Source organism: Mucilaginibacter sp. JRF (genome assembly GCF_015223065.1).
GTDB lineage: Bacteria > Bacteroidota > Bacteroidia > Sphingobacteriales > Sphingobacteriaceae > Mucilaginibacter.
This window is the reverse complement of record NZ_JADFBY010000001.1, coordinates 234,304-261,137: the sequence shown is the minus strand read 5'-3', so window position 1 is coordinate 261,137 and position 26,834 is coordinate 234,304. Positions and strand designations below refer to the sequence as shown.

Here is a 26,834-nt window from a genome sequence, read left to right as displayed (position 1 = left end):
CCGGGTAACCGCAACTTGTGGAAACCGGAAATTAAGCTTTGTGACGACGCTCGTCAGACACGCTTAATCTTTTTCTGCCTTTAGCTCTTCTTGAAGCTAAAACCCTTCTGCCGTTAGCAGTTGACATACGCTCACGGAAACCGTGTTTATTTCTTCTTTTTCTTTGAGATGGCTGAAACGTTCTTTTCATCGCTGTATATTGTTATTCGTCGTTATATCGTTTTTAAAAACAAGAGCGCAAATGTAGTGCTTTTTTTGTTTTAATCAAACTCCCTGTTAACTAATATTTATAGTATTGCGCCGGTATTTATCAACATATACACAATCAGGCCGATTTACGGGCCAATATATCGCGAATTTCAGCTAACAAAACTTCCTCTTTTGTTGGTGCAGGTGGCGTTGCCGGTGCTGCTTCCTCTTTCTTTTTAAAGCGGTTTATCAGCCTGATGATCATAAATAAGGCAAGGGCTATAATTATAAATGATATTACCTGCGATATAAAATTGCCGTATTTAATGGCTGTACCAGGCACAACCAACTCGCTGAGGTTGGTTAGGTTAGCGGCTTTTAACGCCGGAGTTAATATAGCCGGGGTTAAAATATCCTCAACTAACGAACTCACAATTTTACCAAATGCCGCGCCGATGATAACACCCACCGCCAGATCGACAACGTTGCCACGCATGGCGAAGTCTTTAAATTCTTTTGCAAAGCCCATATATTCAAAAATTTAAGTTTCACTAAAGGTAAAAAATAATACCGTGTTAAAACAAATGTATTCGTTTAGCATTTTACATTCATTATTCGTCAATAACATAACTTATTTTAAAGTTCTGCCTATTTGATGTAATTTTGGTCTTACTTTACTATGCTAAAACAAAATCTTCAACAAAAGCTATTACAAAAGCTATCGCCGCAGCAAATACAATTTATAAAATTGTTGCAGGTGCCAACCGTATCTTTAGATACCCGTATTAAAGAAGAACTGGAAGAAAACCCGGCGCTTGAAGATTTTAGCCTTACCCTTAGCGAACCCGAAGAACAATATCCCGACCGCGATCCTGACGACGACTACAACAGCTCGGATAATGAAGGCGGCGAGGCCGATGAGTTTAATATAGATGATTATTTGCAGGATGACAGCGTGAACGATTACGGATCGCGCTATGATCAGAATGGTGATGATGAGGAAGATAAGAAGGAAATGCCTATCGCCATTCAAAGCTCGTTTATTGAGAACCTGCAAGCGCAGCTGGATCTGCTCCTACTATCGGACAAGGATTTTATGATAGGTAAGCAGATCATCGGCAGTTTAGATGACGATGGTTACCTGCGCCGCCCGATCATGTCACTTACGGATGACCTGGCCTTCTCGGCAAATGTATTGGCCGAGGACGAGGAAGTGGAGGACATGCTGAAGGTGATACAAACTTTTGACCCTCCGGGTGTAGCCGCCCGTACCCTACAGGAGTGCCTGCTGATACAACTGCGTAAAAAGGACGCTAACGACCCTATTGTAAAGAAAGCCATAGTAGTTGTTGAGAATTACCTGGATGAGTTTACACGCAAGCATTACGACAAACTGGAGCGCTCGCTGAATATGAATTCGAATGAGTTGCGTGCTGTGGTTGGCGAAATATTAAAGCTTAACCCTAAGCCCGGCGACGCGAGCGAGGTTAACACCAAGCAGTTGCAGGTAATACCTGATTTTCATATCACCAATAACGACGGTGTGCTGATACTTACCCTGAATGCCAAGAACGCGCCTGAACTAAAGGTAAGCCGATCGTACCAGGAGATGTTTCAGCATTACGATAAGGCATCGCAAAAGGATAAGAAACTTAAGGAGGCTGTTCAATTTGTTAAGCAAAAGCTCGATTCGGCCAAATGGTTTATTGATGCCATTAAGCAGCGCCAGCAAACCCTGCTTAAAACCATGAACGCCATTATGCAATACCAGTACGATTTCTTCCTGACCGGCGATGACAAAAACCTGCGCCCGATGATATTGAAGGATATTGCCGATAAGATCAACATGGATATATCTACCGTATCGCGTGTGGCTAACTCCAAATACGTACAAACCGAGCATGGTACCTTCCTGCTAAAATCATTCTTCTCTGAGGCGATACAAACCGAAAGCGGTGAAGAAGTATCAAACAAAGAGGTGAAGAAGATACTGGAAGAACACATCGGCAAGGAAGACAAACGCCACCCACTGGCCGATGAAAAGCTTACCGAGATTTTAAAAGATGCCGGTTACAATATTGCCCGCCGTACCGTTGCCAAATACCGCGAGCAAATGAACATCCCGGTAGCAAGGTTACGTAAGGAGCTTTAATCCGTTTTATTTTAATAGCGTAATATATCCGCTGTAGGGCTTACTGCCATCCTTCAGATCGATGGTGTAATAGTAAGTACCTGCCGGTAGCTGGTTGCCATTCATGGTACCGTTCCATGCGGTAGTATATCCTTCTGATGTGTATACCTTGGCCCCGTTGCGGTTAACCACGGTAACCACACAATCCGGAAAGCTTTGCAGCAGATCAATATTCCAGGTATCATTTATACCATCGCCATTAGGAGTAAAGGTATTGGGGATGATGAGCTGTTTATTCACCTTAACATTCACGGTTTGGGTGATGCTACACGCTGCTGATGTAACAGTTAAACTATAACTCATATCACTACCTAAAGTGATATTTGGGTTCAATACATCATCCCGATCAAGCCCGGTTGAGGGGGTCCACTTATAGGTTAGGTTATCGCCCGTAGCTTGCAGATCAGCTTTCTTAGGCCGATCGGCAAATACATTCACTACAGCAGGTATTGTAACTTCAGGTATCTTACTCACTGTAACCTCAAAGGTTTTTACAGCGGGGCAGCCGTTATTTGACTGAAAAGTATGAGACAAGCTATGCACCCCTACTCCTGCCCCGGCAGGGTTAAACAAACCATCAGCCGAAATACCTATACCCGCGAATGTACCGGCACCGTCTACACCATTAGCATCAGCGGTGAATTGTACCGGCCCGCTATCCTCGCATATCACAAAGCCTGATGGTGAGGCAATATCTATCTGTGGCTGGGCATACAGCGTTATATCCTGCTCGTACTGCTTACTACAAGTTTGTCCTGAGTAAACAACCAAACGCACCCGTACAGTTTTAGTAGCTGGAGTATAAAAAGGCTCGTACAAATGCTCAACACGGCCATCAGCAGGCATATCGGCTTTGGTGAATGTCAGCTTTTCACCGGGCTTTTGCAGGGCATCAAAATACCACTCTACCTTGGTGATCTCCCCTTGCGTAACTGATGCATTATTAACGAACGCTACAGGTAGGGCAACACATAAATTGTTCTGGCTCTCTACATTGATACCCGCTGCAGAAAAATCATTCCCGCTAACTATAATCTCCTTAACCTGCGTAACTAAACAGCCATTATTGTTAGCCGCGGTAAGCGTTACCTTATATCTGCCGGGGGTAGTATATTGATGTTCACCATCAAATGTTAAACTTGTGTTACTGGCACCGGAAGCAGGATCACCGAAATTCCAGGAATAAACAAGCCCGGCTCCTGAACCATCAGCCAGAGCAGTGGTGTTTTTAAAAACAGCAATATCGGTTATACATACTTCGGGTACTGTAAATTGCATTACAGGCGCGGCTTTAACTGTAATTGTATGGTTTATGGGCTCACTAAAACAAGTTGCGTTAACCAAACGCACCCTGAGTGATACATGATACACTCCGGGTTGTGCATACTGATGTTGCAGATCTTTATCCTTGAAACTCGCCAAAGGCGAACCGTCACCAAAATCAACCTGCCATTCGCCAATATCAGCCATCATTGGCGATGTACCATTTAACTTAACCGTATCACCAGCCGAGCACAACAACGGCGCATATGTAAAATCAGCTACCGGCAGCGGCGCTATTGTTACCTGTTTTGATATTTCGCTTGTACATCCGTTATTATTGGTTACTATCAGTTTAACGGTATACTTGCCATCTGCCGGGTATACATGTGTTGGCGATTGCTCAACACCGGTAGTTCCGTCGCCAAAGTCCCAATACCAGCCTTTTATTTTATTGCCCGGCGCAATAGTGCTATCGGTAAAATTAACCTCATTGGTTAAACAAACATTTTGCGCTCCAAAATTGGCAGCAGGCGGCGCTGAAACATTGAACTCAAGAGGTATTTCACGATTTAATCCGCATACATCATCACTCTGTACAGGGTATACCAATGCTCTAACCAGGTAATTGCCGGGTGGGTATTGTATATTTTGTAACAAATTGTAAATGTATGTGGTATCACTATTAACTACCATGATGCTATCAGGGCTTTTGTTTTGTGTGATCTGTGAACCATCAGCTAAGCGCCACCTGATCGAACTTGTTTTATACGGAAGCCTTAAGCGCAAATTATATTTTGAGAATGTGCAAGCGGCATCAACCTCAATATTTTCACCTTCAGGCACCAATCGCAATTGCTCGTTCAAATTGCGAATGCTGGCTCCGGCAGCATATCCGTACGATTCGAAACGCCCAAACCCATAAGCTACAGCGTTAAAGCCGCCATTAGCCGAAACATTGTGCACTCCCTGCGGAACGGCTATTTGCGCATACGAATATTCAGGATTACCCGGTACCTCAAAAAACTCTGTTTTAATATTTTTGGCTACTTTTACAGTTGGCACATCAGCCGTTTTTATAACCACATTTACATAGTGAACCCTGATTTCCTGCAATGGAGTTGACTCAAACGTTACATTACTTACCGTTTGTTCAAGCGGGTTTAGTAATACCATTTCAGGATCACCATATTGCTCGTTACTTTTAAGGCAATTAAGGGTTTGCGTCATTGATACGGCGTACTGCGCTACCTGTATAGGCTTATCGGCCTTAATGGTGTTAGGCACTGTCGAGTTGAACTCAATATAATTTTTACCGGGATCGGGGCGCCCCATCAGTGTGCCGTTTACATATATATTGGTATTGGGTTTGCTGATAACTACCCTGAAAATATCATAAGCACGCCCTTTAAAAGGCACCGTTATAAAGTTTTTGCCCCAGGCTGATGTTGGGTATGCCTGCTGTATAATATTGTCTGATGTAAAATTCGCGTCGTCACAACCAATAGCGAGTTTTGTACTGCCCGAAAAAACCGCTATCTTTTTACATTCCTCATTGCCTGCACTAATTGACCGTATGCGTGTACCTGTCAAATCTCTATCTGATTTCCCCTGATAAACCTGCCCCCTGTTTAGCTTAAGTGTGTAGGGCCTGTTGGCCGGCTTACCATCAACCATTTCCTGGGTTGGTGTAATTTCAACAGTGGTATTATCCTCTGTACCAATCACCATGAAAACAGAATGGCTTTGCTTACTATTATACGGATCTAATATTGAGTTGGAGAGCTGAGTATAATTAATGGAATAATAATCCCGGCCTAATGAGTTTTCGGGCAATAACAATGTAGCGCCGGATACAGCCGTGGCATAAATATGCGCAAACACGAAAACAGGCTTTTCACTTTTAATGTGTATACCTTTATTAAATATGTCTTGCCCGCTAATGTACATACTTGAAGGCACCGGCACGGTTACTATCCAATTTTGAGGAACGTTTACGGTAACTGACCATGAACCATTGGCAGATGTAATGGTAGCTTTTGTCGCCTCCTCTCCGCCTATGTACAATGACATTTTAGACCCATCTTGTCCCGCACCGGCAATATGCTCCATATAGGCCACCCAAAAGTCGGTACCCTGGCTGGTAAACATTTGTGCAAATGCGTTACGTGCCGGGCATGCAAAAAACAACAACAGCAATATGCGATAAAGAATACGCAAAAGGTTTATTACTTGGTTTTAGAATTAATACCTAAGTAATAAATATACGTAATATGCTGTTATTGAAAGAATTTATTAGGATTTGGCACCAGGTTGAGAAACGACTCGAAGTTTTCTTCGTAGTGCGATTGATCTAAAGTGTAATAAAATGCCCCTTTTTTTGATGATTGCTTATCCTTTTCGTTCAGTTTGATCAACAGGCCGGTTGAGAGCAGCTTACGACTAAAGTTACGATCATCAAACTTGGTTTGATACACACCCTCGTACAGCGCCTGCAATTGCGGAATGGTAAACTTCTCTGGCAATAGCTGGAACAATATCGGGTGCAGGGCCGCCTTATACATCAGTTGTCGACGCGCCATTTTAACCATTTCGGTATGATCGAATATCAGCTCGGGCATTTCTTCGGGCAAAAACCATTCGGCATGGTGTTCATCGTTCAATTGCTTTTCGTATTTGTTGATGTCGATAAGCGCGTAGTAAACAATGGAAAGCGTACGCTCAAGCGGATCGCGATCGGGGTTACCAAAAACCCGCAACTGATCCATATATACATTGTTGAGGCCGGTACGTTGCTCAAGCACACGGTTGGCGGCATCATCAGGCGATTCGCCGGGTTTCATAAAACCGCCCATCAGGCTCCACTTCCCCTTTTCAGGGTCGAGGTTACGCTGCACTAACAGCAGTTTAATGTTCCATCCGTCGAAACCGAATATAATACAATCGGCAGCCACTAAAACCGGGGTTTCGCCTGAATATTTTTGCATGAACTATGTACTGTAGGTTAAATAAGGTGTAAGTATAAATATTTGCCTCAACTGTAACAAATACAATTATTATGCACGCTTAATATTCTTGTTCAGCTTAGGATACAAAAAGCCGAACAAGCCGATAACCGCGTAACAAATAATTGGCAAATAATATGCCTTGGCAACATCGGTATTGGCTATTAAGCCCATAATTGGCGGGAACAAAGCGCCACCTACAACACCCATCACTATAAATGATGATGCCTGCTCAGTATGCTTACCCAGATCCTTCAACCCAAGGCTAAATATAGTTGGGAACATGATGCTAAAGAAGAAGTTGATCAGTATCAAAGCTACAAATGAGGCCCAGCCAAAACCTTGCGCGGCTATAATACACATCAATATTGCACCTGTTGCAAATATGGCTAATAACTTATGTGGCGCTATGAACCTCATCAGGAAAGTACCTACAAAACGACCAACCATCAGCATCACCATACTTACAGCGAAATAGCCTGAAGCATCATGATCGGGCAAACCCATTACCTCATGACCGTAATTAATAAAGAACGCCCATGTACCACCCTGCGCTGCCACGTTAAATAACTGGGCTATTACCGCGAATATAAAATGCTTATTCTGAAACAATCCCTTTGGTACAGTTTGATCACCGGCAATGGCATAACTATCGTTAGCAATAACATGAGGATCTTTTAACAAAGGAACTTTTACAAATGAAAACAGTATGCCAATTGCAGCGATAACTATCCCAATTACAATGTATAATGATTTAACCGAGTCGAGCGTGTTTGGCGCACCGGGGCTAAATACCAAAAACTTACCTATCAACGGACCAATTATAGCACCTACCCCATTAAATGATTGAGCAAAATTGATACGCTGATCACTCGCCCGTTGATCGCCCAATGATGCAATGAACGGATGCGCTACTGTTTCGAGGGTGGCTAACCCACAAGCTAATATAAACAGGGCTACCCTGAAAAAGCCGAATGACTCAGCATCCGAAGCGGGTACAAACAGAAATGCTCCGAGCGCGTATAAAAACAAACCCAATAACACACCTTTTTTATAGCCGTACTTTTTCATGAACAAACCGGCCGGTATACCCATTATAAAATACGCTCCAAAAATAGAGAACTGCACCAAGGCCGATTCAGCCTTACTTACATTTAAAACCAACTGAAATTTACGGTTTAAAACATCGCCCATGGTGATGGCTATGCCCCACAGCAGGAAAAGTGAAGTTACAAAGGCAAAAACAACAAGATATTTGTTCTCGGTTAATTTAGGTTTTTGATCCATAAAATTGATTACTGTTATAATTGGGTTTGCCGCTAATGTATGTAATTTTTAATAAATCGATTTATGTTGTACTTTATTTGTTACTAATATTTTGCATAAAATAAACGCGGCCCGAAAGTACTCACTTTCAGGCCGCGTTGTAATAATTATACCGGGTTAATTGCCGTTTACTGCACCACCGGGAATGATGATATGCGTAAACGCGCGCCGCCCATTGGCACCAGTGTTAAGCTGGTTTGAGGCTGCTCGGTTTTAACCGGGCTTTCGGGCAATACGCCGCACAAACCATACTGGTCTATCTGCCAGCCGGGAATTTGCTTGCCGCTTGCCTTCAGCATAATAGGCGCCGAGGTGTTGGTGAACGGATTATTATCCTTTGGCCATGTACCTTTAACCACCGTGAACGATTGTTCGGGCTTTTGGCTGTTAAGCAGCAACCCGTAGTTCCATGCCGATGCGGGATATATCTCCCAGCTTGGCCATTTTACAGGGTCGGCATTTTCCTGCCATTGCGAATCGCCGATGGCGGTTTGCTTGCTGTCCTTTTTCTCGTAACGCTCATCAATTTTAAGCGAGTATGTTAAAGGGCCGTAGCTTACGCTGGTGCTGTTTTTGTTTTTAGCCCATTGCGTTACAGCTATCTTCATAGGCAGTTGCAGGCTTATCTTGTCGCCGTTTTTCCAGGTGTTATCCAGCTTAATGTACTCACCACCTTTGGCGGTAACCTTAACGGTTTTACCATTAACCTTTACCACGGGGCTGCTGCACCATGCAGGTACACGCAGGTATACCGGGAAGGCATTTTTTTCAAAGGTGATCACCTTCATATCGATCACATCATTAAAAGGATATTGGGTTGTGGTGATGATCTTGGTCAAACCACCTGTACCTACTTTAGCAGTAACCTCACCCGGAGCGTACAGCAGTGCCGCAACACCGTTATCAGGCGTGGCCATCCAGCTGTTCTCGTTATAATACACCCACCCTGCCGAGTGGTTGTGCTGGCAGCAACGGCTACTAAACGGGTTCATGGCCAAGAACGGGCCGGTGTTATCAATACCCGGTGAGTGGTTCTTGCTATCGCTCATTACCATGTTGGGTGCGGTAAGGTAACGCAAGGCCTTATAGTCTGACGTAAACGCCGCCGGGAAGGTATTGAACGCCACATCCTCGCAGTTATCGGCCCAAAAGGTATCGCCGGTAAATTGCAGCAGATATTGGTCTGATGTCATTTGCTCAACCAGTCCGCAGGTTTCAACCGCCTGACGCGGGTCATCATAACCTTTACGTGCATTTTCGTCGGCACCGAACATACCGCCCGGTACCTGACCGTAAATATCACGTATCAGCTTAAAATCATCATACGTAGCTTGCAGATCGGCCGGGTTATTACTTTGCAGGTAATAAGTTGCCGGTTCGCGAAAGCATTGCGCTATGTTAACGTTATGCCAGTTAGGCAGATTGCCTTTTTGCCTCCAGTCGGATGTATTCTTGTCCAGCTTGGTAGCCAGATCCAGCAGAAATTTATCGCCTGTGCGGTTATACAGCCAGTAAACGCTCAGCATGTTATCGCCGCCGCGGCTTTTCTCCCAGTAATCTTCCAAAAACTTATCATCCGGAATGCTTAGCTGCCATTTGAAATACTTGGTCATTACATCCAGCACACGCTTATCGTTCGAGTACTCGTAGTACGATTGCAAGCACCACAGCATCGGCATGTTCGTCCACAGATCGCGCTTGCCCGCACCCTTCTCTACATGCGGACCAAAATCGCCGTTGTCGCGCTGGTTTTCCAGTACCGCGTCTATCCAGAATTTGGTTTCCTTCAGCATCTTTGGGTCTTTAAGCACATAGGCCATATCGCCGTAGCCTTTTAGCCAGTAGGGTAATTCTTCCCAACCGTATTTGCCCTTGCCATCCTTGCTTAACCAGGCATTATCCTTTTTTGAAAGCCATATACTTATCTCGCCCAGGTTACCGGTTAAACCATCGCGCTGTAACTCCAACTGCTTTAGCAACCAACCGCCGGGTTTAATAGCCGTTACGGGCAGCTTTACAAAGTATTGCTGGCGTAACGGGGCTTTGTTTGATACGTAGTATTTATTAACCTTACTGTTATCAACCTGCTTAATGGCCGTAGCGGTTTGCGCCATAAGGCTGCCGCCCTGCAATGCCAGCAGAGATAATAACCAGGTTCTCCTCATTTTTAAAAAACGCATAATTGGTTATTTTTTCGATTTCATTTTATCATACAACATCTTCATGTAGTAACCACTTACCACACTACGCGCCTGGAAGCCTACCATTTTACCATCGGTAGTTTCGTGCCAGTCGTTCAACGGAACGCGTGACGGGGTTTCCATCGCGAATTTCCATATCGGGTTAACCAATGCCTCAAAATCACTTTGGTTGCTGGTAAGGGTAGCTGTCCACATGATCCAGTCAGATTTTGTATAAGTTTTGCGGCTATCCAAAGGCAAACCAAACTCCTTTTGCTTGGTAAGGTAGTATTTAATCTCCTTATCATAAACCTCCTGCGGAAACAGATTTAAGCCCAATACCTTATCCCAAATGATGTTATACTTTTGGCTCCAGGTGCCTTTATTTTCAAAGGTAAGGGCATAGTGATCGCCATCATCGGCAAGCTGCATCCATTTGCCAACCATATCCTTAGCAATAATGCGGTACTTATCGGCAGTGCGTTTCTCGCCTATTTTCTCGGCCATATCGGCATAGCAGGCAATACCTACAATTGCTTTTGCCGATAAGTTGGCATTACGCGCCAGGTGACCGGCAAAATCATCAGTACATAACTGTGTTTTAGGGTCAAAACCATCCTTAACCAGGTAGTTTACCCATTTGCTTAGCACCGTCCAATGTTTTTTGGCGTAAGCCGGGTTACCATCAGCCTTAGTAATCGCGTCAGCAAGGATGATCATGTTGCCTGATTCTTCAACCGGCATATCCTCACCATAGGTTTGACCATTGGCCAGCGGGTAGGTACCCAAGTCGTGCGCGGCCCAATCTTTAGGGAATTTACCGCTCTCGCTGTAATAAAATATACCGTTCATCATGCCTTTAAGCAGATCGGTATTGTAAATAAGGTACATTGGGGCTGATGGATAGGTAATATCAACCGTATTGATAGAACCGTTGCTGAAGTTCTCTTTTGACAACCAAAGTAAATCGCCCTGCGGACTTTTTACCAGCGCATGTGCCGCTATGCTTTGACGATAAGCCAACACACACAGATCGGCATATTTTGCACCGCCTGATTTTTTGGCATCAGCATATAAGGTTTTATCAAAGGCTTCGCATTTACCAATAACTGACTTATACTGATCGGCAGCTAAAGCCAGCTGACCTTCAATGGTTTCTTTACCCGAATTGTTCCACCACGGGCGCAGGTTTTGTTTAAAGTATTGGATAGCATATACTTCGTCATAACCCAACTCAACATATTTTTCGACCGCGGTTGCGCCCACGCTTCCAAACGGAATAACGGTATTCAGCGCCAGCGAACGGCCTTGCTGTGAAGTAGAAGTACTTTTTCCGCTGATAAATGCCGGGGCAGCCTCTGTTTCAGCAGTGATAAATTGGGTTACGCTCTCGGCCTTTGGAGCCGCTACATACATATAACCCCAATCGATACGCAGATCATCGCCACGTTTTTGCAATACGGGCTGTGTGGTAGTGCCGGCTTTTAATATTGATAATTTCGCGGTGGCGTATTTGGTAGCTTTAACTTCCTGCACGGGGGTGTTAACCGCCACATCTGTTGATGCGCTGAAAAGTACCTTAACCGCATGGCTTTTACCATCGTTAGCTTTTGCCTTGTAGCTTATATAGCTTACCGGCCTTGCTATCAAGTTCAGATCGCTCATTAGCAATGGCGACGTAAAAGTTACATCCAGATCAACACCACCGGCTGTAAAATTGTAAATGGTTTGGGTAGCGTTAACGGTAACCTCTTTTTGCTGGGCTACTTCTAATTTATTGGTGCTAACATCCTTTATTTTTTCAACCAAACCGGCATCCAGATAACGGCCACCCGCGGTGTTGGCTACGTGTATGGCCAGTACGTTTTCGCCATCCTTTAGCTTTGCTTTAACGTCATCGCTAAGTTTGAACATTTTGAAATCATTTGTCCAGCCCTCGCGCTCAAAAACTTTGTTGCCGTTTAAATATACCTCAACGTTATCATCGTGGTTTATTTTCAGGTACAGTTCATTCAAATTGGTTTTGGTATAGGTGAACGTACGGCGCACCCAAATATCGTGGCTTTTCCAGGTGGTTTTAACCTGATCATTATCGCCTATCGGCGCTCCGCCGCTTTTCCATGCAACATCATTAAAGGTAGGGTCGCACCAGTTGTTGCCGTCCGGTTTGGCTTCGGTATATTTTACCTGGTAAGCTTTTTCATCAGATGCCGGTAAAATGGTTTTGAACCTATCCGGCGATTCACCTAAAAAACGGTAGAATTTACCATCAACACTAATAACGCCTAACAGCGATTGCGTTGCGCCTGTCCAATGCCTGGTTGGTGATTCTGTCAGCTTATCGGTGTTCGACCAAATGCTGAAGTACGGATTGTGTGTTACTAGTGGGTAAGCCGGTGCCTTTCTATCCTGCGCGTGGGCAACACCCGCAGATAAAAGACATGCGAACGCAATAGAACGAAGACTGATCTTTTTCATTACTTGTTGGTATAGTATTTAATTTAACTTGGTTTAAACTGCAAAGCTGTAAAGTTATAATAAATGTCTAACTGACAAAAAATAAATAAAAAGAGGCAGAGCCACCGCCCTACCTCCTTTTTGTAACTTCACTGCTACAGTTTAGTTAGCAGGTTCAATACGGGCAACCCAGCCCCCATCGGCCTCCATTTTTATGTCAATAGCCTCACCGGCTTTGAAGGTTTTAACCACTTGTTTAAAGTCCATCGCCTGAAAATCGGCATTTACGCCATCCTTTATCAGGGTGATGTTATATGTAACGCCCGCTTTCAGGAAATTCGTATTTATGGTCAGTTCGTGCGGTTTGCCATTAGCCATAGCGCCCACAAACCACTTACCGCCTTTACGGCGCGCGGTAACCACATACTCGCCCAGCGAAGCATCAAGCACACGGGTTTCATCCCAGGTTACGGGTACGCTGGTAATGAATTTTATGGCCTCGGGCTCACGGTAATAGTTATATGGGTTATCGGCCAACATCTGCAAGCCGCTTTCAAATACTACATACATGGCCAATTGATGCGCGCGTGTACCAATGCTCATGGTGTTTACCCAGGTTGGTTTATAATCCTTTTTATGGGCCGAGCGCATGGCACCCGGTGTATAATCCATCGGGCCAACGGCATTGCGCAAAAACGGCAGATACAGGTTATTATCGGGCGTGGCCAAACCGCCACCTATGTTTTGCTCCATACCTATAACCCCCTCGTACGATAGTACGTTAGGGTAAGCATACTCCAAACCGGCAGGCTTGAACGCGCCATGAAAATCAACCAGTATTTGATGCTTGGCCGCCTCTTTAGCCACGCGGGTATAGTAGTTAACCATCCATTGGTCGCTGCGATCCATAAAGTCGATCTTCATACCGGCTATGCCCCATTTTTTCAGGGTTTCAAATATATCAAAGTGATTTTCAACCGATAGCCAGGTAAACCAAAGGATGATTTTTACATTCTTCTTTTTACCGTAATCAATCAGCTCGTGCAGGTTAATGGTCGGGTTTGGCTCAAAAGGATTTTCGGTAGTTTTAGCCCAGCCTTCATCCATAATAATATACGGAATGCCGAATTTTGATGCAAAGTCGATATAGTACTTATACGTATCCTGGTTATAGCCCGATTTAAAATCAACACCATACACGTAGGCATTGTGCCACCACTCCCAGGTAACCTGGCCGGGTTTTATCCATTGGGTATCCTTAAGTTGATTTTGGGTTGACAGGCGAGCCACCATCTGGTTTGCCACCAATTCCTTATCCTGATCGGTGATCACCATAAAACGCCACGGGAAATTACGTTTACCCGAGGTTTTGGCTATGTACGGCGCTTCCTTCTCTATCTTTAAACTACGGTCGCCATCCGGACCAAAGGCCAGCGGCGCTTTCGGGAATATGGCATCAACGGTTTTATCGCCGGTAGTTTTTACGAACAGGCAAGGGTAATCGTACAGATCAGCCTCAGATAGCAGCACCTTGTATTTCTTGTTATCAAACAAAATAGGCAGCACGCTCATTTTGCCTTTATCCACATCGGCCAGTGGTTTGCGCTGATACAAAATTTCGTAAGCAGTTTTAAAGCTGCCCGTTTCCAGGTACGATGCCTCCACGTTATCATTAAAATTCAGGTGCACATCCTCATTGGTAACCGCTATCGAATCCTTTTTATTGGTTATGAAACGATAAGCCACCCCATCATTGTATGCACGGAACTCTACGGCATAATCGCCCTTAAGATCGAGCCTTAACTGATTATAATTATTGGGCACCGAGCTATTTTTTAACGACACTACGGGGTGCAAAACCGTATTTACCGATGTAATGGACTTTTTTGACAGCTTTGGTTTTTCGCCCAGCTTTTGCTTGCCCAGATCGAGCTGCAAATAGGAGTTACTAAGCAACGCATCGCCATTAACGCTAACCGAATAGTTGATACGATCCTTCAGGTCGACCGTTAGTTTGATCTTTTTATCGGGTGAGGTAAGATCGATGGTTTGAGCCATCAGCCTTGCACCTGCCGAGAGCAGTAAACAGGTTAGTAAAAATTGTTTCTTCATATTGTATTTAACTGTGATGTATGTTGATAGGATTATTTAACCACCTCCCATTTTTTGATGATGATCCGCTTGTTTTTGAAACTACCGGAGCGTGCGGCTTTACCTTTGCTACCGGTATAATTAAGGCTGATGTTGTTATAAGTGCCCTTATCGTACCCAAAGGTGGTGCCGTCATCCTCAAACAAATTGCCTGTGGCTTTGTCGCCATACACATAGCAGGTAATTTCAAACTGGGTATCAGGTTTTATATACTCAACCGGTTTGGCCATTGGTAATACTGTACCTTCCTTTATAAAAATGGGGAGATCGGTAAACGCGGTGCTGATGGTGTATTCCTTGCCGCCTTCCATTTTTTTGCCTGTGTTATAATCATACCAGGTACCGGCAGGCAGGTATACTTTGCGTTCGTCGGCCTTCTCGGTAAGCGGGGCGGCTAAAATACCCTGCCCTATCATGTACTCGTCGGCTATGTTGAATACCTTTTCATCCTGTGGATAATCCATCACCAACGCCCTGAACGGCGGTATACCTTTAAAATGATACTCAGCAAAAGCATTATACAGGTATGGCACCAAACTCATGCGAAAATTGAGCAGCTTACGCACATCAGCCTCAACCTGTTTGGCATCGGCCATTAGCTCGTTATCGTTGTTTTTGGCTTTGTTTATCTGTAACCACGGCGGGTTTTGCAGGTACCATGAGTTATACAAGGCCTGTGCCGATAGCACGGCGGTTTGGCTTCGGCGCATCAAATCCTTCACCGTGTTTGATTCACGCACCTCGGGCGACCAGATCAAACCCGAAAAGCCTGAGTTTACCACCATGCCGATATATTCATTATGATCGTAAGTATCGCTATACAGCGCTGCCGGGTACGATGACGCGAACGCGCTTGATGCCCGAACATCCAGATAAGTGCGGATATTGTTTTGCTTATAAACGTTGTAAATGGCCTTTTGATACAGCAAGCCAAAAACTTGGTGCATCTGCTCGCCATCCAATCCCGAAGGGAAACGGCTATGCTCCGGGAAACTCCAGGTTGAACTGCCGTAGTTCAGGTTCGAGTTATCGCACTCATCCATTTTAAAGCCGGATATGCCTTGTTTTACAAAGGTATTCTCATGATAATCGGCAAATATTTTACTGGCTTGCTTATCGGCAAAATCGGGTACCAGGCCATTCCACACCAAATAGTTACCCGATTTATTCTTTAACTGACCATATATAGGTGAACTTGGGTTTACAAAAGCGTGCTCCCACAGGTTGATGTGGAAACCCTGCTGTTTCATACTATCGATCAGATTTTGCGGATTAGGGAAAAAGTCCTTATTCCATACATAGGAGCATGAATATGCGGCCGTTTGCCAGCGTGGTTCAAGGCCAAGCACATCGCAAGGGATATGGTTATCACGAAAGTAAGCGGCCATTTTTTCAACCTGATCCTGCTTAAAATCCGCCTTAACTCGATACTTCACTCCCAGTCCCCAAATGGCGGGCAAAGCGCCACCTCCCGAAAACAGGTTGTAGCGCTGCATTACGCTCAGCATATCAGGGCCCTCAAAAACAAATATCTCAATGCCTTTGGCTCCCGGCACATCAGCTGATACATAACCCGCCGCCGAGCCCTTGCTGCCATAAAGTTCATCAACCGAGTTACCGCCATTACTTTGCGCGGCAGTTTTAACATCGTTTACATTTTTAGCCGTAGTACCACAATAAAAAGTAGTATAGCGGGATGTATTCACCAATATGCCGTAACCCTTGTTTGATACATAAAAAGTTGTGGGCGCATGGGTATAACCCAAATCGTTCGACGGATTATCATTCACCACAGGTTTTTTGCGCAGCCCTCGCTGATTAAATGAACCTATTTGTAAACCGAAACCATAAAGCTGCTCCTTATCATCTAACGGAATTTCAATTAACACACCCCTATCGGTAATATTGATGGCGATATCATTTACGTTGAATGGGAGTTTACCCGCGGGCAGTTTTTGCATGGTAGCCACTTGGGGCTTTTCGTCACAAAAGCTATATGGGCTAAACTGATCGGTTTGGCCAATGGTTATTTTTTTTACACCCGGCGCTACCTCGGTTATTTGCCTTTGCTGCGCGAAAACAGCAGACATAGTAAGTTGAAAAACAGTAAGCAAGCAAAAAAACTCGCGTTTACGAATAGTCATAGGCATATTTAACTGGCTGTGGTTAGCTGTTAAACATACAGATAAAAATATTTAGTTTAAAAATTTATGAAAAAACGATTTTGCTAACCGCTACCCTGTTTATAGAATATTATGGTTTGAGTTGCGGAAATGAGCAATTTTGATCTGGAACATTTCGGCCATTTTGTTGGCCCGCCATTTAGCCTCGGTGGCTTTATCTCCTGTAAAAAGCTCATCAACGGTTTCTTTAAACAGATCAAGCCAGGTTTCAAAATGCTCGCGCTCAACAGGTAGCTGCGCATGGGGCGGAAACGGGCGACCGAAATAGGTATATTCTTCCAGCAGCACGGTTTGCCAAAAACTGTACATTTTTTCGAGATGCTGCGGCCATCTGTCCTTTATACGCTCGTTAAAAACAGGCCCGATAAGCGGGTTGCTTTGCACCTTACTGTAAAAGGTATCAACCAGTTGCTTTATATCGTCAAGGTTAAATATGTCCTTATCTGCTGCCATGTTCAACAAAAATAAATAATGTATTATTTGTCGCTGTTATACTAATGCAATAATCACTCACAAAAGTGTTTAAGTATTCATGTTATTGCGTAAACAAAATGTAAGGTTATGCGCTTATAGATTTAAGTAAATATTATGAAAGACATCCCTATCACAGTAAAACGATCGATAGAACTACTCGGACTGGCCTTGCTTGGCGCATTGTTCATCATCGGCCAAAACCTGATCATGCCTTTGCTGATGGCATTCTTCATCAGTTTGATGCTGTTACCTGTATTGCGCTTTTTCGTGAAGTTAAAGGTACCCGAAGTATTAGCCATATTTTTACCGATACTACTGCTCTTTATCTTTTTAGGGCTGATAGTTTGGTTCTTTTCGGCACAGGTGGGCTCATTGATCGCTGATTTTCCGCAGATAGAAAAGAATGTGGGTAAGCACCTCAACTCATTAAGCCAGTGGATAGCCTCTGAATTTAATTATTCGGCTAAGGATCAGCTTCAATTTGTAGATGAGCAAAGTAACAAGCTGCTTAGTTCGGCCGGGAATATTTTAAGCGGCATGGCTGGTTCAGTAGGTAACATACTGCTGTTTTTTGGCTTGCTGCCTATTTATATATACCTGATACTGCTTTATAAAAACCTGTTGCTGCGCTTCATTTTTATGTGGTTTGAGCCTGCCCATCACAAAAAAGTAGAAGAAGGCATGCGCGCTACCGAAAGCATCATTAAAAGTTATTTGATAGGTTTGCTGATACAGATCACCTATATCACCGTATTGCTTGGTGGCATCTTGTTCCTGTTCGGTATAAAACACGCGCTGCTGATTGGGGTGATATTCGCTTTCCTGAATCTTATCCCCTATCTGGGCGCTTTAATTGGCAACGTATTGGGGGTAGTACTCACACTGGCATCATCGCAGGAGGTATTACCCATATTTATTGTACTGGGAGCCATAGCCGTAGTTCAGTTTTTAGATAACAATATACTGATGCCGCGCATTGTAGGCTCAAAGGTGAAGATAAACGCGCTGGCCGCCATCGTCGGGGTAATACTGGCGGGAACTATGGGAGGCATATCGGCAATGTTTTTAGCCTTGCCGATAATAGCGGTATTAAAGATAGTATTTGATCGATCAGACCAATTTAAACAATGGGGCGTACTATTAGGCGACGAACGCCCCACTCAAAGCCCATTAAGATTCGCTGCATTCCGCAAAAAACGCAATGTACCGGATAAACCGGGGGTGTTTAAGGAGTAGTGATTGGTAGTCAGAGATTAGAGGTTTGTGATTTGCATTTTAGTAAAACTAATCACCAACCTCTAACCTCCAATTACTAACCTAAACCATCCTCTTAGCTACAGCATCCCAGTTCACTACATTCCACCAGGCGTTGATGTAGTCGGGGCGTTTGTTTTGGTATTTCAGGTAGTAGGCATGCTCCCATACGTCTAACCCTAAAAGCGGTGTGCCTTTAATTTCGGCGTTATCAAATAATGGGTTATCCTGATTAGCTGTTGATCCTATTTTAAGTTTGCTGCCATCCTTTACCAGCCATGCCCAGCCCGAGCCAAAACGTTTGGTAGCAGCATCGGTAAACTCAGCCTTAAATTTATCGAACGAGCCGAATGAAGCATTAATGGCATCAGCTACCTTACCGTTTGGCGCGGCAGTTGACGGCGCTTTCAGGCTCTCCCAAAAAAAGTTATGGTTCCAGGCACCACCGGCATTGTTACGCGCCTTTGCCGATAATTTTGAAGCATTGGCAAAAAACTCCTTTTCGGTTTTGTAAGGTATTTTGTCAGTAACAATCAGCTCATTAATAGTTTTAATGTACGTGGCGTGGTGCTTGGTATAATGTATTTCGTTAGTAAGCGCGTCAATACTTGGCTCAAGGTCGGCGTACTTAAAAGGCAGCGGCACTTGCTTAAAGGCAAAGGCGGCAGCTTCCGGCTCGCCGGCTATAGCGTTTGCAATAAATGAATTACCTACGGTTACCGCGGCAGTAGCGGCAAGCGAGGTTTGTATGAATTTACGACGGCTGTTGTTTTCCATGATGTATTAATTATGAATTTGAACACTGCTAACTTAACAATTAATATTATGCCGATGTTTAAACTGATGTTACTAATTCGGGCTTATTGCAATGTTGTTACAAAAATTACACTACCCCGCAAACCATACCTTGCATTTGATAGTTTGAATTATGTAAGTTTGCAGTATGACAGCCGTTACAGAATCATTAGAGGATTTTTACAAACAGAAGTTCAACTGGTTGCCTGATGATCTGAGTCAGGATATCGGGCATTTCAACGTTTTCCGTTTGGAGGATTGCCACGGGCCTAACAAAGCGCCGGTTAAATATTCGCGCCGTGATTATTTTAAGGTAACCCTGTTTACCGGCAAATGCCGCTATCACTATGCCGATAAAAGTGTGGATGTTGATGGCAAGGCCCTGATGTTTTTTAACCCGAATGTACCTTACACGTTCGAGTCCATGTCCGACGATATGAAGGGCTTTTTCTGCATATTCAAGGAAGGCTTTTTTACTGAGCGCCTGCGCAGTAACATTAATGATCTGCCGATGTTCATGCCTGGCGGAAAACCATCGTACGTACTTACTGATGAGCAGTATAACGATGTATCACAGATATTTGAGAAGATGCTTGGCGAAATAGCGTCCGACTATCGTTTTAAGTATGACCTGCTTAACAACTATGTTAACGAGGTGATACACTACGCCTTAAAGCTTCAGCCTACCGAAACACTGTACCGTCACCCCGATGCTAACTCACGCATCACATCTATATTTACCGAATTGCTGGAAAGGCAATTCCCTATCGAGTCAACATCGCAGCGGTTCACCCTGCGTTCGGCTAATGATTTTGCCGATAAGCTATCTGTACACGTTAATCACCTTAACAGGGCAATTCGCCAAACTACGGGGCGTACCACCACAAGCCATATTTTTGAGCGCCTGGCTAACGAGGCACGTGTATTATTAAAGCACACCAACTGGAACATATCCGAAATTAGTTATACCCTCGGCTTTGATGAACCGGCACACTTTAACAACTTTTTCAAAAAGCAAACACAGATAACACCATCCGCATATCGCAATGTGTGAATTTTGTAAGTTTTGGTTTGATTAACGCTATCGCTCCCCTTTAAGGCCATATTACCTTTGTGCTGTACAAATAATAAAACAGCACCATGCAAAACAAACAAATATGGTTTATAACCGGGGCCTCAAAAGGTTTAGGCCTTTCACTTGTAAAAAACCTTTTAAAAGCCGGTCATGCCGTAGCTGCCACCTCACGCAAACTTGTTGAGCTGGTTGCCGCAGCCGGGGCTGATGATAACTTTTTGCCCCTGCAAGCCGATGTTAAGGACGAAGCAGCCATAGCATCAGCCATAAAAAGCACCATTGATAAATTTGGCCGTATTGATGTTGTGGTTAACAACGCCGGTTATGGCATTGGCGGCAGCATTGAAGAACTTAGCGATGCCGAAACCCGACAAAGCTTTGATGTTAACGTATTCGGTACACTGAACGTTATCCGCCATGCTATGCCTTACCTGCGTGCGCAGGGTTCAGGCCATATCATCAACATATCATCAATAGCAGGTATAACCGCCAATACCGGCTGGGCTATATATGGCGCGTCAAAGTATGCCGTGTTTGGCCTTACCGAAGTTTTGGCAGCCGATGTTAAGGAGTTTGGCATCAAGGCTACAGTTGTAGCACCGGGCGCTTTCCGCACCAACTTTCTGGAGCCTGATTCGCTATACATCACCAACAACACTATTGATGCCTACACCGCCGTGCGCGATACACATGCCAAGTACCTTAAACTAAGCGGCGAGCAAGCCGGTGATCCCGACAAGGCAGCCACGGCCATGATGGAACTGGTTAACCTGGAAAACCCACCACTATATCTACTGTTAGGCAGCGACGCTTATGCACGGGCTAACGATAAACTGGAACGATTGAATACAGAATTCAAACAGCATGAAGCATTATCAAAATCAACAGATTATTAAGTAAACACTAAACACCCTATACAAAAATGAAAAAGCAAAAAACATGGTTTGTTACCGGGGCCTCAAAAGGTTTGGGGCTATCACTGGTAAAACAATTACTGGCAGCAGGTTATAATGTTGCCGCCACCTCACGCAACGCCACTGATCTTAACCTGGCCGTGGGCAACCCTAACGACGAGTTTTTACCACTCGAAATGAACATTAAAAGCGAACAAAGCGTAGCCGATGCCATTAATGTAGCGGTTAAGCACTTCGGTAAAATTGACGTTGTGGTAAACAACGCCGGTTACGGTATGCTTGGCAGCCTGGAAGAATTAAGCGAAGACGAAGCTTACGATAACTTCGCGGTAAACGTATTCGGTTCACTGACCGTTATACGTAAGGCTATGCCTTACCTGCGTGCTCAGGGTTCGGGCCATATATTCAACATCGCGTCAATTGGCGGCTTTAGCGGCGATTTCCCGGGCTTTGGTATTTACTGTGCTACCAAATTCGCGGTGCATGGTTTTACCGAATCTCTGGCGGCCGAGATCAAGGATTTTGGATTGAGCGCTACCGTGGTATCTCCGGGCTATTTCCGCACCGATTTCCTTACATCAGGCTCAATGGCGGTACCAGCCAACCCGATAGAGGCCTATAAAAGCGTTCGCGATTCACAAAACTTCCACGAGAATGAGATGAACGGCAACCAGGGTGGCGATCCGGATAAAGCAGCCTTAGCCATGATCAAGGTTAGCGAGGCTGAAAACCCGCCGGTACATTTATTTTTAGGTGAGGATGCTTACAACCTGGCCTACAAAAAAATGGAAAATGTTAAAAATGAGCTCGAAGCCTGGAAAGAGGTAACCATTTCAACAGGTTTTGAAGCTGTAACAGCTGATAAATAAAAGCAATTAAAATGGATAACAAATATGCTGGTTTATGGGTAACCAAAGATGGCTACATACGCCACCACCTGTTACCCAACGGCCGATATGATGAAGCCCGCGGCGACCGCGAAAGCGCTTACCAGGGCAACTACACCCTTAAAGGCGACCACATTGAATACGTGGACGATACCGGCTTTACCGCCGCCGGCGACTTTAGGAACGGTATATTATACCATGCCGGAATGATTTTATATAAGCAGGATTAGAAGCCTCACCCCAACCCCTCTCCTAAAGGAGAGGGGCTTTTTGTTTTAAACGCCTTTTAGCGAGAATGTGACCTGTCATTTCGAAGCGCCAGCGAGAAATCTGTACGCGTTTATGGTCACGTGGCAGATTGCTCCTCGTACAACCCCTCCTAAATCCTCCCCGAGAGGGAGGACTTATATTTATTCACGTCAAGAATGATGTGACTTTTTTTTAATCTGTATGCGTTTATAGCCAGGCGGCAGATTCCTCCTCGTACCTCGTTCGGAATGACAATATTTTATATACCTACTATACCATCTCCAATATCTCCCTAATACTCGCTATACTTTCAAACCTGTCGCTATCAATGGTATCCTCAATTTGCTCGTGCGCCCAGGTGATGTGGTAGGGTACGTGTATGGCTGAGCCGCCGATGTTGAGTATCGGCATAATGTCGGATTTTAGGGAGTTGCCGATCATCAGCAATTCGCCGGGTTGAATGTCAAGGTGCTTTAACAGCTTAAGGTAGTTGGCGTCATCCTTTTCGGACATGATCTCGATGTGATGAAAATAATGGCTCAATCCCGATTTTTTCAACTTACGCTCCTGATCAAGCAGATCGCCTTTGGTGGCTACTACTAAACGGTAACGGCCTTTAAGGGCACTCAATACTTCTTCTACCCCATCAAGCAGTTCAATAGGCTCATCAAGCAAGGCCTTGCCTAAGTCAATAATTTGCCCTATTACCTCGGCAGGGATGGTGTTGTTGGTTACTTGCAAGGCCGTTTCAATCATCGACAGTATAAAACCCTTTACGCCGTAGCCATATAATTTAAGGTTGCCTATTTCGGTTTTAAGCAGTTCCCGCTCAAGCGCGTGTTGTTGCAGATACTCGTTAAGCAATTTATAAAATTCCTCCTCGGTACGCCTGAAATATGGCTCGTTAACCCAAAGAGTATCATCAGCATCAAATGCTATAACTTTAATGCCGGTAGATTCAGAAGTTGAGATCATTGTTCAAATAATAATATATCGCCTTTTTTGCACCCTCAGTGAGCTTTTGTTAAAGGCAATGCAAGATAACGATTTAAGTAACAGAACAGTATTGACCCGATGGACACATAATTGCTCAAACTTTTTTCAATAATCATCAAAAGTGGGTATTGTGTGTGTAGAAGGGAAAGACGAATTTCACATAAAATTAAAAAGGTTACAAATAGTTATCCACATTATTGATACTATTTAAAAACCCAGACGGTTTTAGTGCAATTTTATTAAGCGGAATTAACCGTTGCTCTGAGAAGCTTTAAGTGTATTAAACACTCCTACCTGTAATTTTTAATCTAAAAATTTATTATCATATGAGTAGCATTAGTCATTACGGGCAGCTTGTTGAGCATGCTGTGCGCAAAAGAGGGGTTAGTTTAACCGAGTTAGCCTTAGAATTGGGTGTAAACCGCCGAACCATTTACAACTGGTTTGAAGCGCCTTTTTTAAAAAGTAACGTTATTTACCGTATAGGCATATCCATCAATCACGATTTTTCGGTGGAGTTTCCGCATTATTTTACGGCTGAAATGTTCAGCAATGAGCGTATGCGCACTTCAAACAATGCAAATACAAACAATACCGCATCAGGAGATTGGAAGAATAAATACATTGATCTGTTAGAGAAGTATAACCTTATTCTATCATCAATGCACACAAGGGTATAGTATAATACTACCCGAAAGCGGGGGCTTCAAACCTAAACCTTATCGCAGCAGGATGGAATTACCTGCTGCGTAGTACTTAAAACCTTTATATCACATACTTTTCGCTTAAGTATTCACACTTAGGCTAAGGCGGCTTTTATTTTTTTAAGCTGATGAATATGCCTTTTGGTATGGTAGGCCGCGAAAGCCACACATTCCCTACGCGTTAAATACCCCATTTGAGGCAGTGCGAATGCGGTGCAGGTTTTATCCAGATCGAGCGTGGCCGCGGCGTTGAATAATTGATCTTTGGTATCTTCCAGTTGTTTGAGTTTTTCGCCTTTATCGTACTGTTTATCTTCGGGCACTACAAAATCCGGTGATTGCATTTTGATCTCCATATTACCGAACATGCTGCGTAGCTGACCAACCATAGCATCGGCCGGTCGGTTGGTATCTTCGGTTGGGCCCTGCATCATATCAGCAAAGCCGCTTGCCGATAGGTTAACGTGCTCGGCTACCTGCGCTGCCGTCCAGCTACCCGCGAAAGGCACCTTGTTAACTTCCTTTTTATCAATGGTTTCAAATTCATGAATAAAGGAATTGAGAATATCCTGCAATTCGTGCAGCATTTCGCCCTTGGTTAAAGTTGTTTGTATCATGGTGATTGTTTTTATACAAATTTACCCTGACTAACACCTGAGCGTGATGTGTAAAACAGACCAAAGCAGGGCCATTCAGGACAAAACTACACCGTAACATATTGCCCGGCCAACTTGCGGTAAGCATAAGTGCGCATGGCGGCAAGCGTAACCATCAGGCCAATAATACCTGTAACGGTAAACAGCAGGGCTATGCCCCTATCGGCACCGGTACCAAACCATTGGCCTATCAGTTCGGCACCGCGGCCGTTGGTCATGAATGGGATGAAGATGAACTGCGCTACCGGCCCAATAATAAATGCCGTTATGGGCGATGCCGCCTGCTCAATACTTTGCGCAAAACCAAATACCCTGCCCTGCCGTTCAGGTGGTATCATTTTTTGCATAATGGTTTGCTCGCAAGCCTCAACAACAGGTATAAGGCATAGGTAAACAAACATGCCAATGCCCAGCAATATAATAGAGGCTTGTATGGTGAAGAACACGCAGATAGTCCACATGATTATATTGGAGCGAAACAACGTAATAAGCGGGTTTTTACCCAGGCCTGTACGCGCTACCACAATGCCGCCTATAATAAATCCCGTGCTCAGCACACCCCAAAAAACACCCCATACCTGTACCGTTACCAGCGACAGGCCATAAGCGTCCATCAGCGACATGAACACACCACCCAGAAAATTATTGAAGGTATTGAAAAATATAAGTCCGAACAGGCCAGGTACTTTTTTAACGGCAGCGATGGTACCTTTAATATCTATCTTTTTTGTGTCGGCCTCATCAATATGCATAATGCCCTTTTCATCAATTTTTAAGGTGAACAGATGCAGCAACACCAGTATTTTTATAGCTATGGCGATGATGAGCATCCACATTACACCCATAAAACCAATGATCATGCCACTAAAAATGGAGGAGATCAGGAATGATACACCATTGATAGTACCCACCATACCATTGGCCTTATCACGATCTGGTTCGGGCACCATAATAGTTACCAGGGTTGATAGCGCTATACTGCGGATGTTGCCCGCGATAGCCCCAAACAAATTGAGCACCACAAACACCCATAGCACCACGCTGCCCGGGTTGGTAAATACCTTGGCCGGTGTGCTGATGTAGATAATGAGCGCCAGCGAATACAAGATCAACGAGGCCACGCTGGATAGCAGCATAGAGGTTTTCTTTTTATACCGATCAACCACCGAGCCTAAAAAGAAGCCCGAAAATGCCACCGTAGCCAGGTATACCCCGGCCATTACCGATGTAGCAAACACCGATCTGGTTTCGAGATACAGCCAAAACGTTACCGCGAACCATACCGAGGTATTGGTTAAAAACGCGGCAAGCGAATTAGCCAGCGTGGCATAAAAGGCTTTCATTTGGTGCGAGGGCTATTTATCTTGTTTCATATAATCAAAGGCACCCTTGCGCAGGTTGATGCCATACTCCAGGTACGCCTTTAGGCAGGCCGAAAAGTTTGCCCAACCCTCGGTGTTGCCTTTAAGCCACTGAATGGAGGGTTGTTCGGCAGCGGTAGTTTTTTCGGTGATGGTGATCTGGGTAGCATTATCGCCGCGTGGGGTTAGCAAAAACTCTACTAAAAAAGGCACCTGCTCAACATCCCAGGTTAGGGCTATCAGTTTATTGGGTTCAACCTTTTTAACATCAACGGGGAACTCTCCCTCAAACTCCGGGAAACTCCACATTACCTGCTTGCCTTCTTCTAACCGGGCGCTGCCCCATGATATAAAATAGTTCGACATTTTTGCAGGGTCAACAATTGCTTCAAATACTTCGGCGGCAGGTTTGCTGATCTGAATATTGGTTTTGATCTCAAAATCGGTTGTGCTCATAACTGGTAGATTTAATTTTACTCCAACAAACTTACCATCAAAAAGTTAAAAACAACAGGTGCGGTCGCGAC

At 44.4% G+C, this 26,834-nt stretch carries 22 protein-coding genes; 7 read left to right on the top strand and 15 right to left on the bottom strand.

The features are described 5' to 3' along the window. Positions 1-31 precede the first annotated feature (31 nt). Together rpmH and mscL are read right to left on the bottom strand one after the other, a co-directional pair. On the bottom strand, positions 32-190 hold the full coding sequence (gene rpmH / locus IM792_RS01070; RefSeq protein WP_092390256.1) for a 50S ribosomal protein L34: 159 nt from the start codon (positions 188-190) through the stop codon (positions 32-34). A gap of 135 nt (positions 191-325) precedes the next feature. After that, the gene (gene mscL, locus IM792_RS01065) at positions 326-718 is read right to left on the bottom strand and encodes a large-conductance mechanosensitive channel protein MscL (protein ID WP_194099829.1); all 393 of its coding nucleotides are present in this window, start codon (positions 716-718) and stop codon (positions 326-328) included. Between the two features lie 150 nt (positions 719-868). On the opposite strand from mscL, the gene rpoN reads away from it, so the two are divergent. Next, positions 869-2,341 carry an RNA polymerase factor sigma-54 gene (gene rpoN / locus IM792_RS01060; RefSeq protein WP_194099828.1) on the top strand — a complete coding sequence of 491 codons (1,473 nt, stop codon included), beginning with the start codon at positions 869-871 and terminating at the stop codon, positions 2,339-2,341. 6 nt (positions 2,342-2,347) lie between these two features. On the opposite strand, the gene IM792_RS01055 is transcribed toward rpoN, so the two are convergent. The 8 genes from IM792_RS01055 to IM792_RS01020 all read right to left on the bottom strand — a co-directional run bounded on the left by IM792_RS01055 (position 2,348) and on the right by IM792_RS01020 (position 17,395). Further along, a complete protein-coding gene (locus tag IM792_RS01055; protein WP_194099827.1) occupies positions 2,348-5,860 on the bottom strand; it encodes a PKD domain-containing protein in 3,513 nt (1,170 codons plus the stop codon). A 59-nt stretch (positions 5,861-5,919) separates the two neighbouring features. Then, positions 5,920-6,627: an NUDIX domain-containing protein gene (locus IM792_RS01050; RefSeq protein WP_194099826.1), complete on the bottom strand. Its 708-nt coding sequence runs from the start codon at positions 6,625-6,627 to the stop codon at positions 5,920-5,922. A 69-nt stretch (positions 6,628-6,696) separates the two neighbouring features. Next, the gene (locus IM792_RS01045) at positions 6,697-7,932 is read right to left on the bottom strand and encodes a sugar MFS transporter (protein ID WP_194099825.1); all 1,236 of its coding nucleotides are present in this window, start codon (positions 7,930-7,932) and stop codon (positions 6,697-6,699) included. A gap of 167 nt (positions 7,933-8,099) precedes the next feature. Then, positions 8,100-10,136: a beta-L-arabinofuranosidase domain-containing protein gene (locus IM792_RS01040; RefSeq protein WP_194099824.1), complete on the bottom strand. Its 2,037-nt coding sequence runs from the start codon at positions 10,134-10,136 to the stop codon at positions 8,100-8,102. A 21-nt stretch (positions 10,137-10,157) separates the two neighbouring features. After that, positions 10,158-12,629 (bottom strand): glutaminase family protein, encoded by a 2,472-nt coding sequence (locus tag IM792_RS01035; RefSeq protein WP_194099823.1) that lies wholly within the window; start codon positions 12,627-12,629, stop codon positions 10,158-10,160. Positions 12,630-12,770: 141 nt separating this feature from the next. After that, the gene (locus IM792_RS01030; protein ID WP_194099822.1) at positions 12,771-14,720 is read right to left on the bottom strand and encodes a glycoside hydrolase family 97 protein; all 1,950 of its coding nucleotides are present in this window, start codon (positions 14,718-14,720) and stop codon (positions 12,771-12,773) included. Positions 14,721-14,752: 32 nt separating this feature from the next. Beyond that, positions 14,753-16,903 carry a TIM-barrel domain-containing protein gene (locus tag IM792_RS01025; protein ID WP_194099821.1) on the bottom strand — a complete coding sequence of 717 codons (2,151 nt, stop codon included), beginning with the start codon at positions 16,901-16,903 and terminating at the stop codon, positions 14,753-14,755. 99 nt (positions 16,904-17,002) lie between these two features. Next, positions 17,003-17,395 carry a group III truncated hemoglobin gene (locus IM792_RS01020; protein WP_194099820.1) on the bottom strand — a complete coding sequence of 131 codons (393 nt, stop codon included), beginning with the start codon at positions 17,393-17,395 and terminating at the stop codon, positions 17,003-17,005. Positions 17,396-17,530: 135 nt separating this feature from the next. On the opposite strand from IM792_RS01020, the gene IM792_RS01015 reads away from it, so the two are divergent. Beyond that, the gene (locus IM792_RS01015; protein WP_194099819.1) at positions 17,531-18,652 is read left to right on the top strand and encodes an AI-2E family transporter; all 1,122 of its coding nucleotides are present in this window, start codon (positions 17,531-17,533) and stop codon (positions 18,650-18,652) included. A gap of 81 nt (positions 18,653-18,733) precedes the next feature. Here the strand turns inward: IM792_RS01015 and IM792_RS01010 are convergent, their stop codons facing one another. Beyond that, entirely contained in the window at positions 18,734-19,447 is a 714-nt protein-coding gene (locus IM792_RS01010; protein WP_194099818.1) for a superoxide dismutase, read from the bottom strand. 166 nt (positions 19,448-19,613) lie between these two features. Here IM792_RS01010 and IM792_RS01005 point away from each other — a divergent pair, with 166 nt between their 5' ends. The 4 genes from IM792_RS01005 (at position 19,614) to IM792_RS00990 (ending at position 22,571) form a co-directional block, all read left to right on the top strand. Further along, positions 19,614-20,519: an AraC family transcriptional regulator gene (locus IM792_RS01005; RefSeq protein WP_194099817.1), complete on the top strand. Its 906-nt coding sequence runs from the start codon at positions 19,614-19,616 to the stop codon at positions 20,517-20,519. A gap of 86 nt (positions 20,520-20,605) precedes the next feature. Next, complete coding sequence (locus tag IM792_RS01000) at positions 20,606-21,436, top strand: SDR family NAD(P)-dependent oxidoreductase (RefSeq protein ID WP_194099816.1); 831 nt, start codon at positions 20,606-20,608, stop codon at positions 21,434-21,436. Positions 21,437-21,462: 26 nt separating this feature from the next. Continuing rightward, entirely contained in the window at positions 21,463-22,323 is an 861-nt protein-coding gene (locus tag IM792_RS00995; protein ID WP_194099815.1) for an SDR family NAD(P)-dependent oxidoreductase, read from the top strand. Between the two features lie 11 nt (positions 22,324-22,334). Continuing rightward, a complete protein-coding gene (locus IM792_RS00990; protein WP_194099814.1) occupies positions 22,335-22,571 on the top strand; it encodes an Atu4866 domain-containing protein in 237 nt (78 codons plus the stop codon). 289 nt (positions 22,572-22,860) lie between these two features. Here the strand turns inward: IM792_RS00990 and IM792_RS00985 are convergent, their stop codons facing one another. After that, positions 22,861-23,565: an HAD family hydrolase gene (locus IM792_RS00985; RefSeq protein WP_194099813.1), complete on the bottom strand. Its 705-nt coding sequence runs from the start codon at positions 23,563-23,565 to the stop codon at positions 22,861-22,863. A gap of 347 nt (positions 23,566-23,912) precedes the next feature. On the opposite strand from IM792_RS00985, the gene IM792_RS00980 reads away from it, so the two are divergent. Then, positions 23,913-24,266, top strand: coding sequence for a hypothetical protein (locus IM792_RS00980; RefSeq protein ID WP_194099812.1), 354 nt, complete (start codon positions 23,913-23,915; stop codon positions 24,264-24,266). 119 nt (positions 24,267-24,385) lie between these two features. On the opposite strand, the gene IM792_RS00975 is transcribed toward IM792_RS00980, so the two are convergent. The 3 genes from IM792_RS00975 to IM792_RS00965 form a co-directional block, all read right to left on the bottom strand. After that, positions 24,386-24,907, bottom strand: a complete 522-nt coding sequence (locus tag IM792_RS00975; RefSeq protein WP_194099811.1) for a DinB family protein — start codon at positions 24,905-24,907, stop codon at positions 24,386-24,388. Positions 24,908-24,993: 86 nt separating this feature from the next. Beyond that, a complete protein-coding gene (locus tag IM792_RS00970; protein WP_194099810.1) occupies positions 24,994-26,289 on the bottom strand; it encodes an MFS transporter in 1,296 nt (431 codons plus the stop codon). 12 nt (positions 26,290-26,301) lie between these two features. Continuing rightward, positions 26,302-26,763, bottom strand: a complete 462-nt coding sequence (locus tag IM792_RS00965; protein ID WP_194099809.1) for an SRPBCC domain-containing protein — start codon at positions 26,761-26,763, stop codon at positions 26,302-26,304. Between the last annotated feature and the right edge of the window lie 71 nt (positions 26,764-26,834).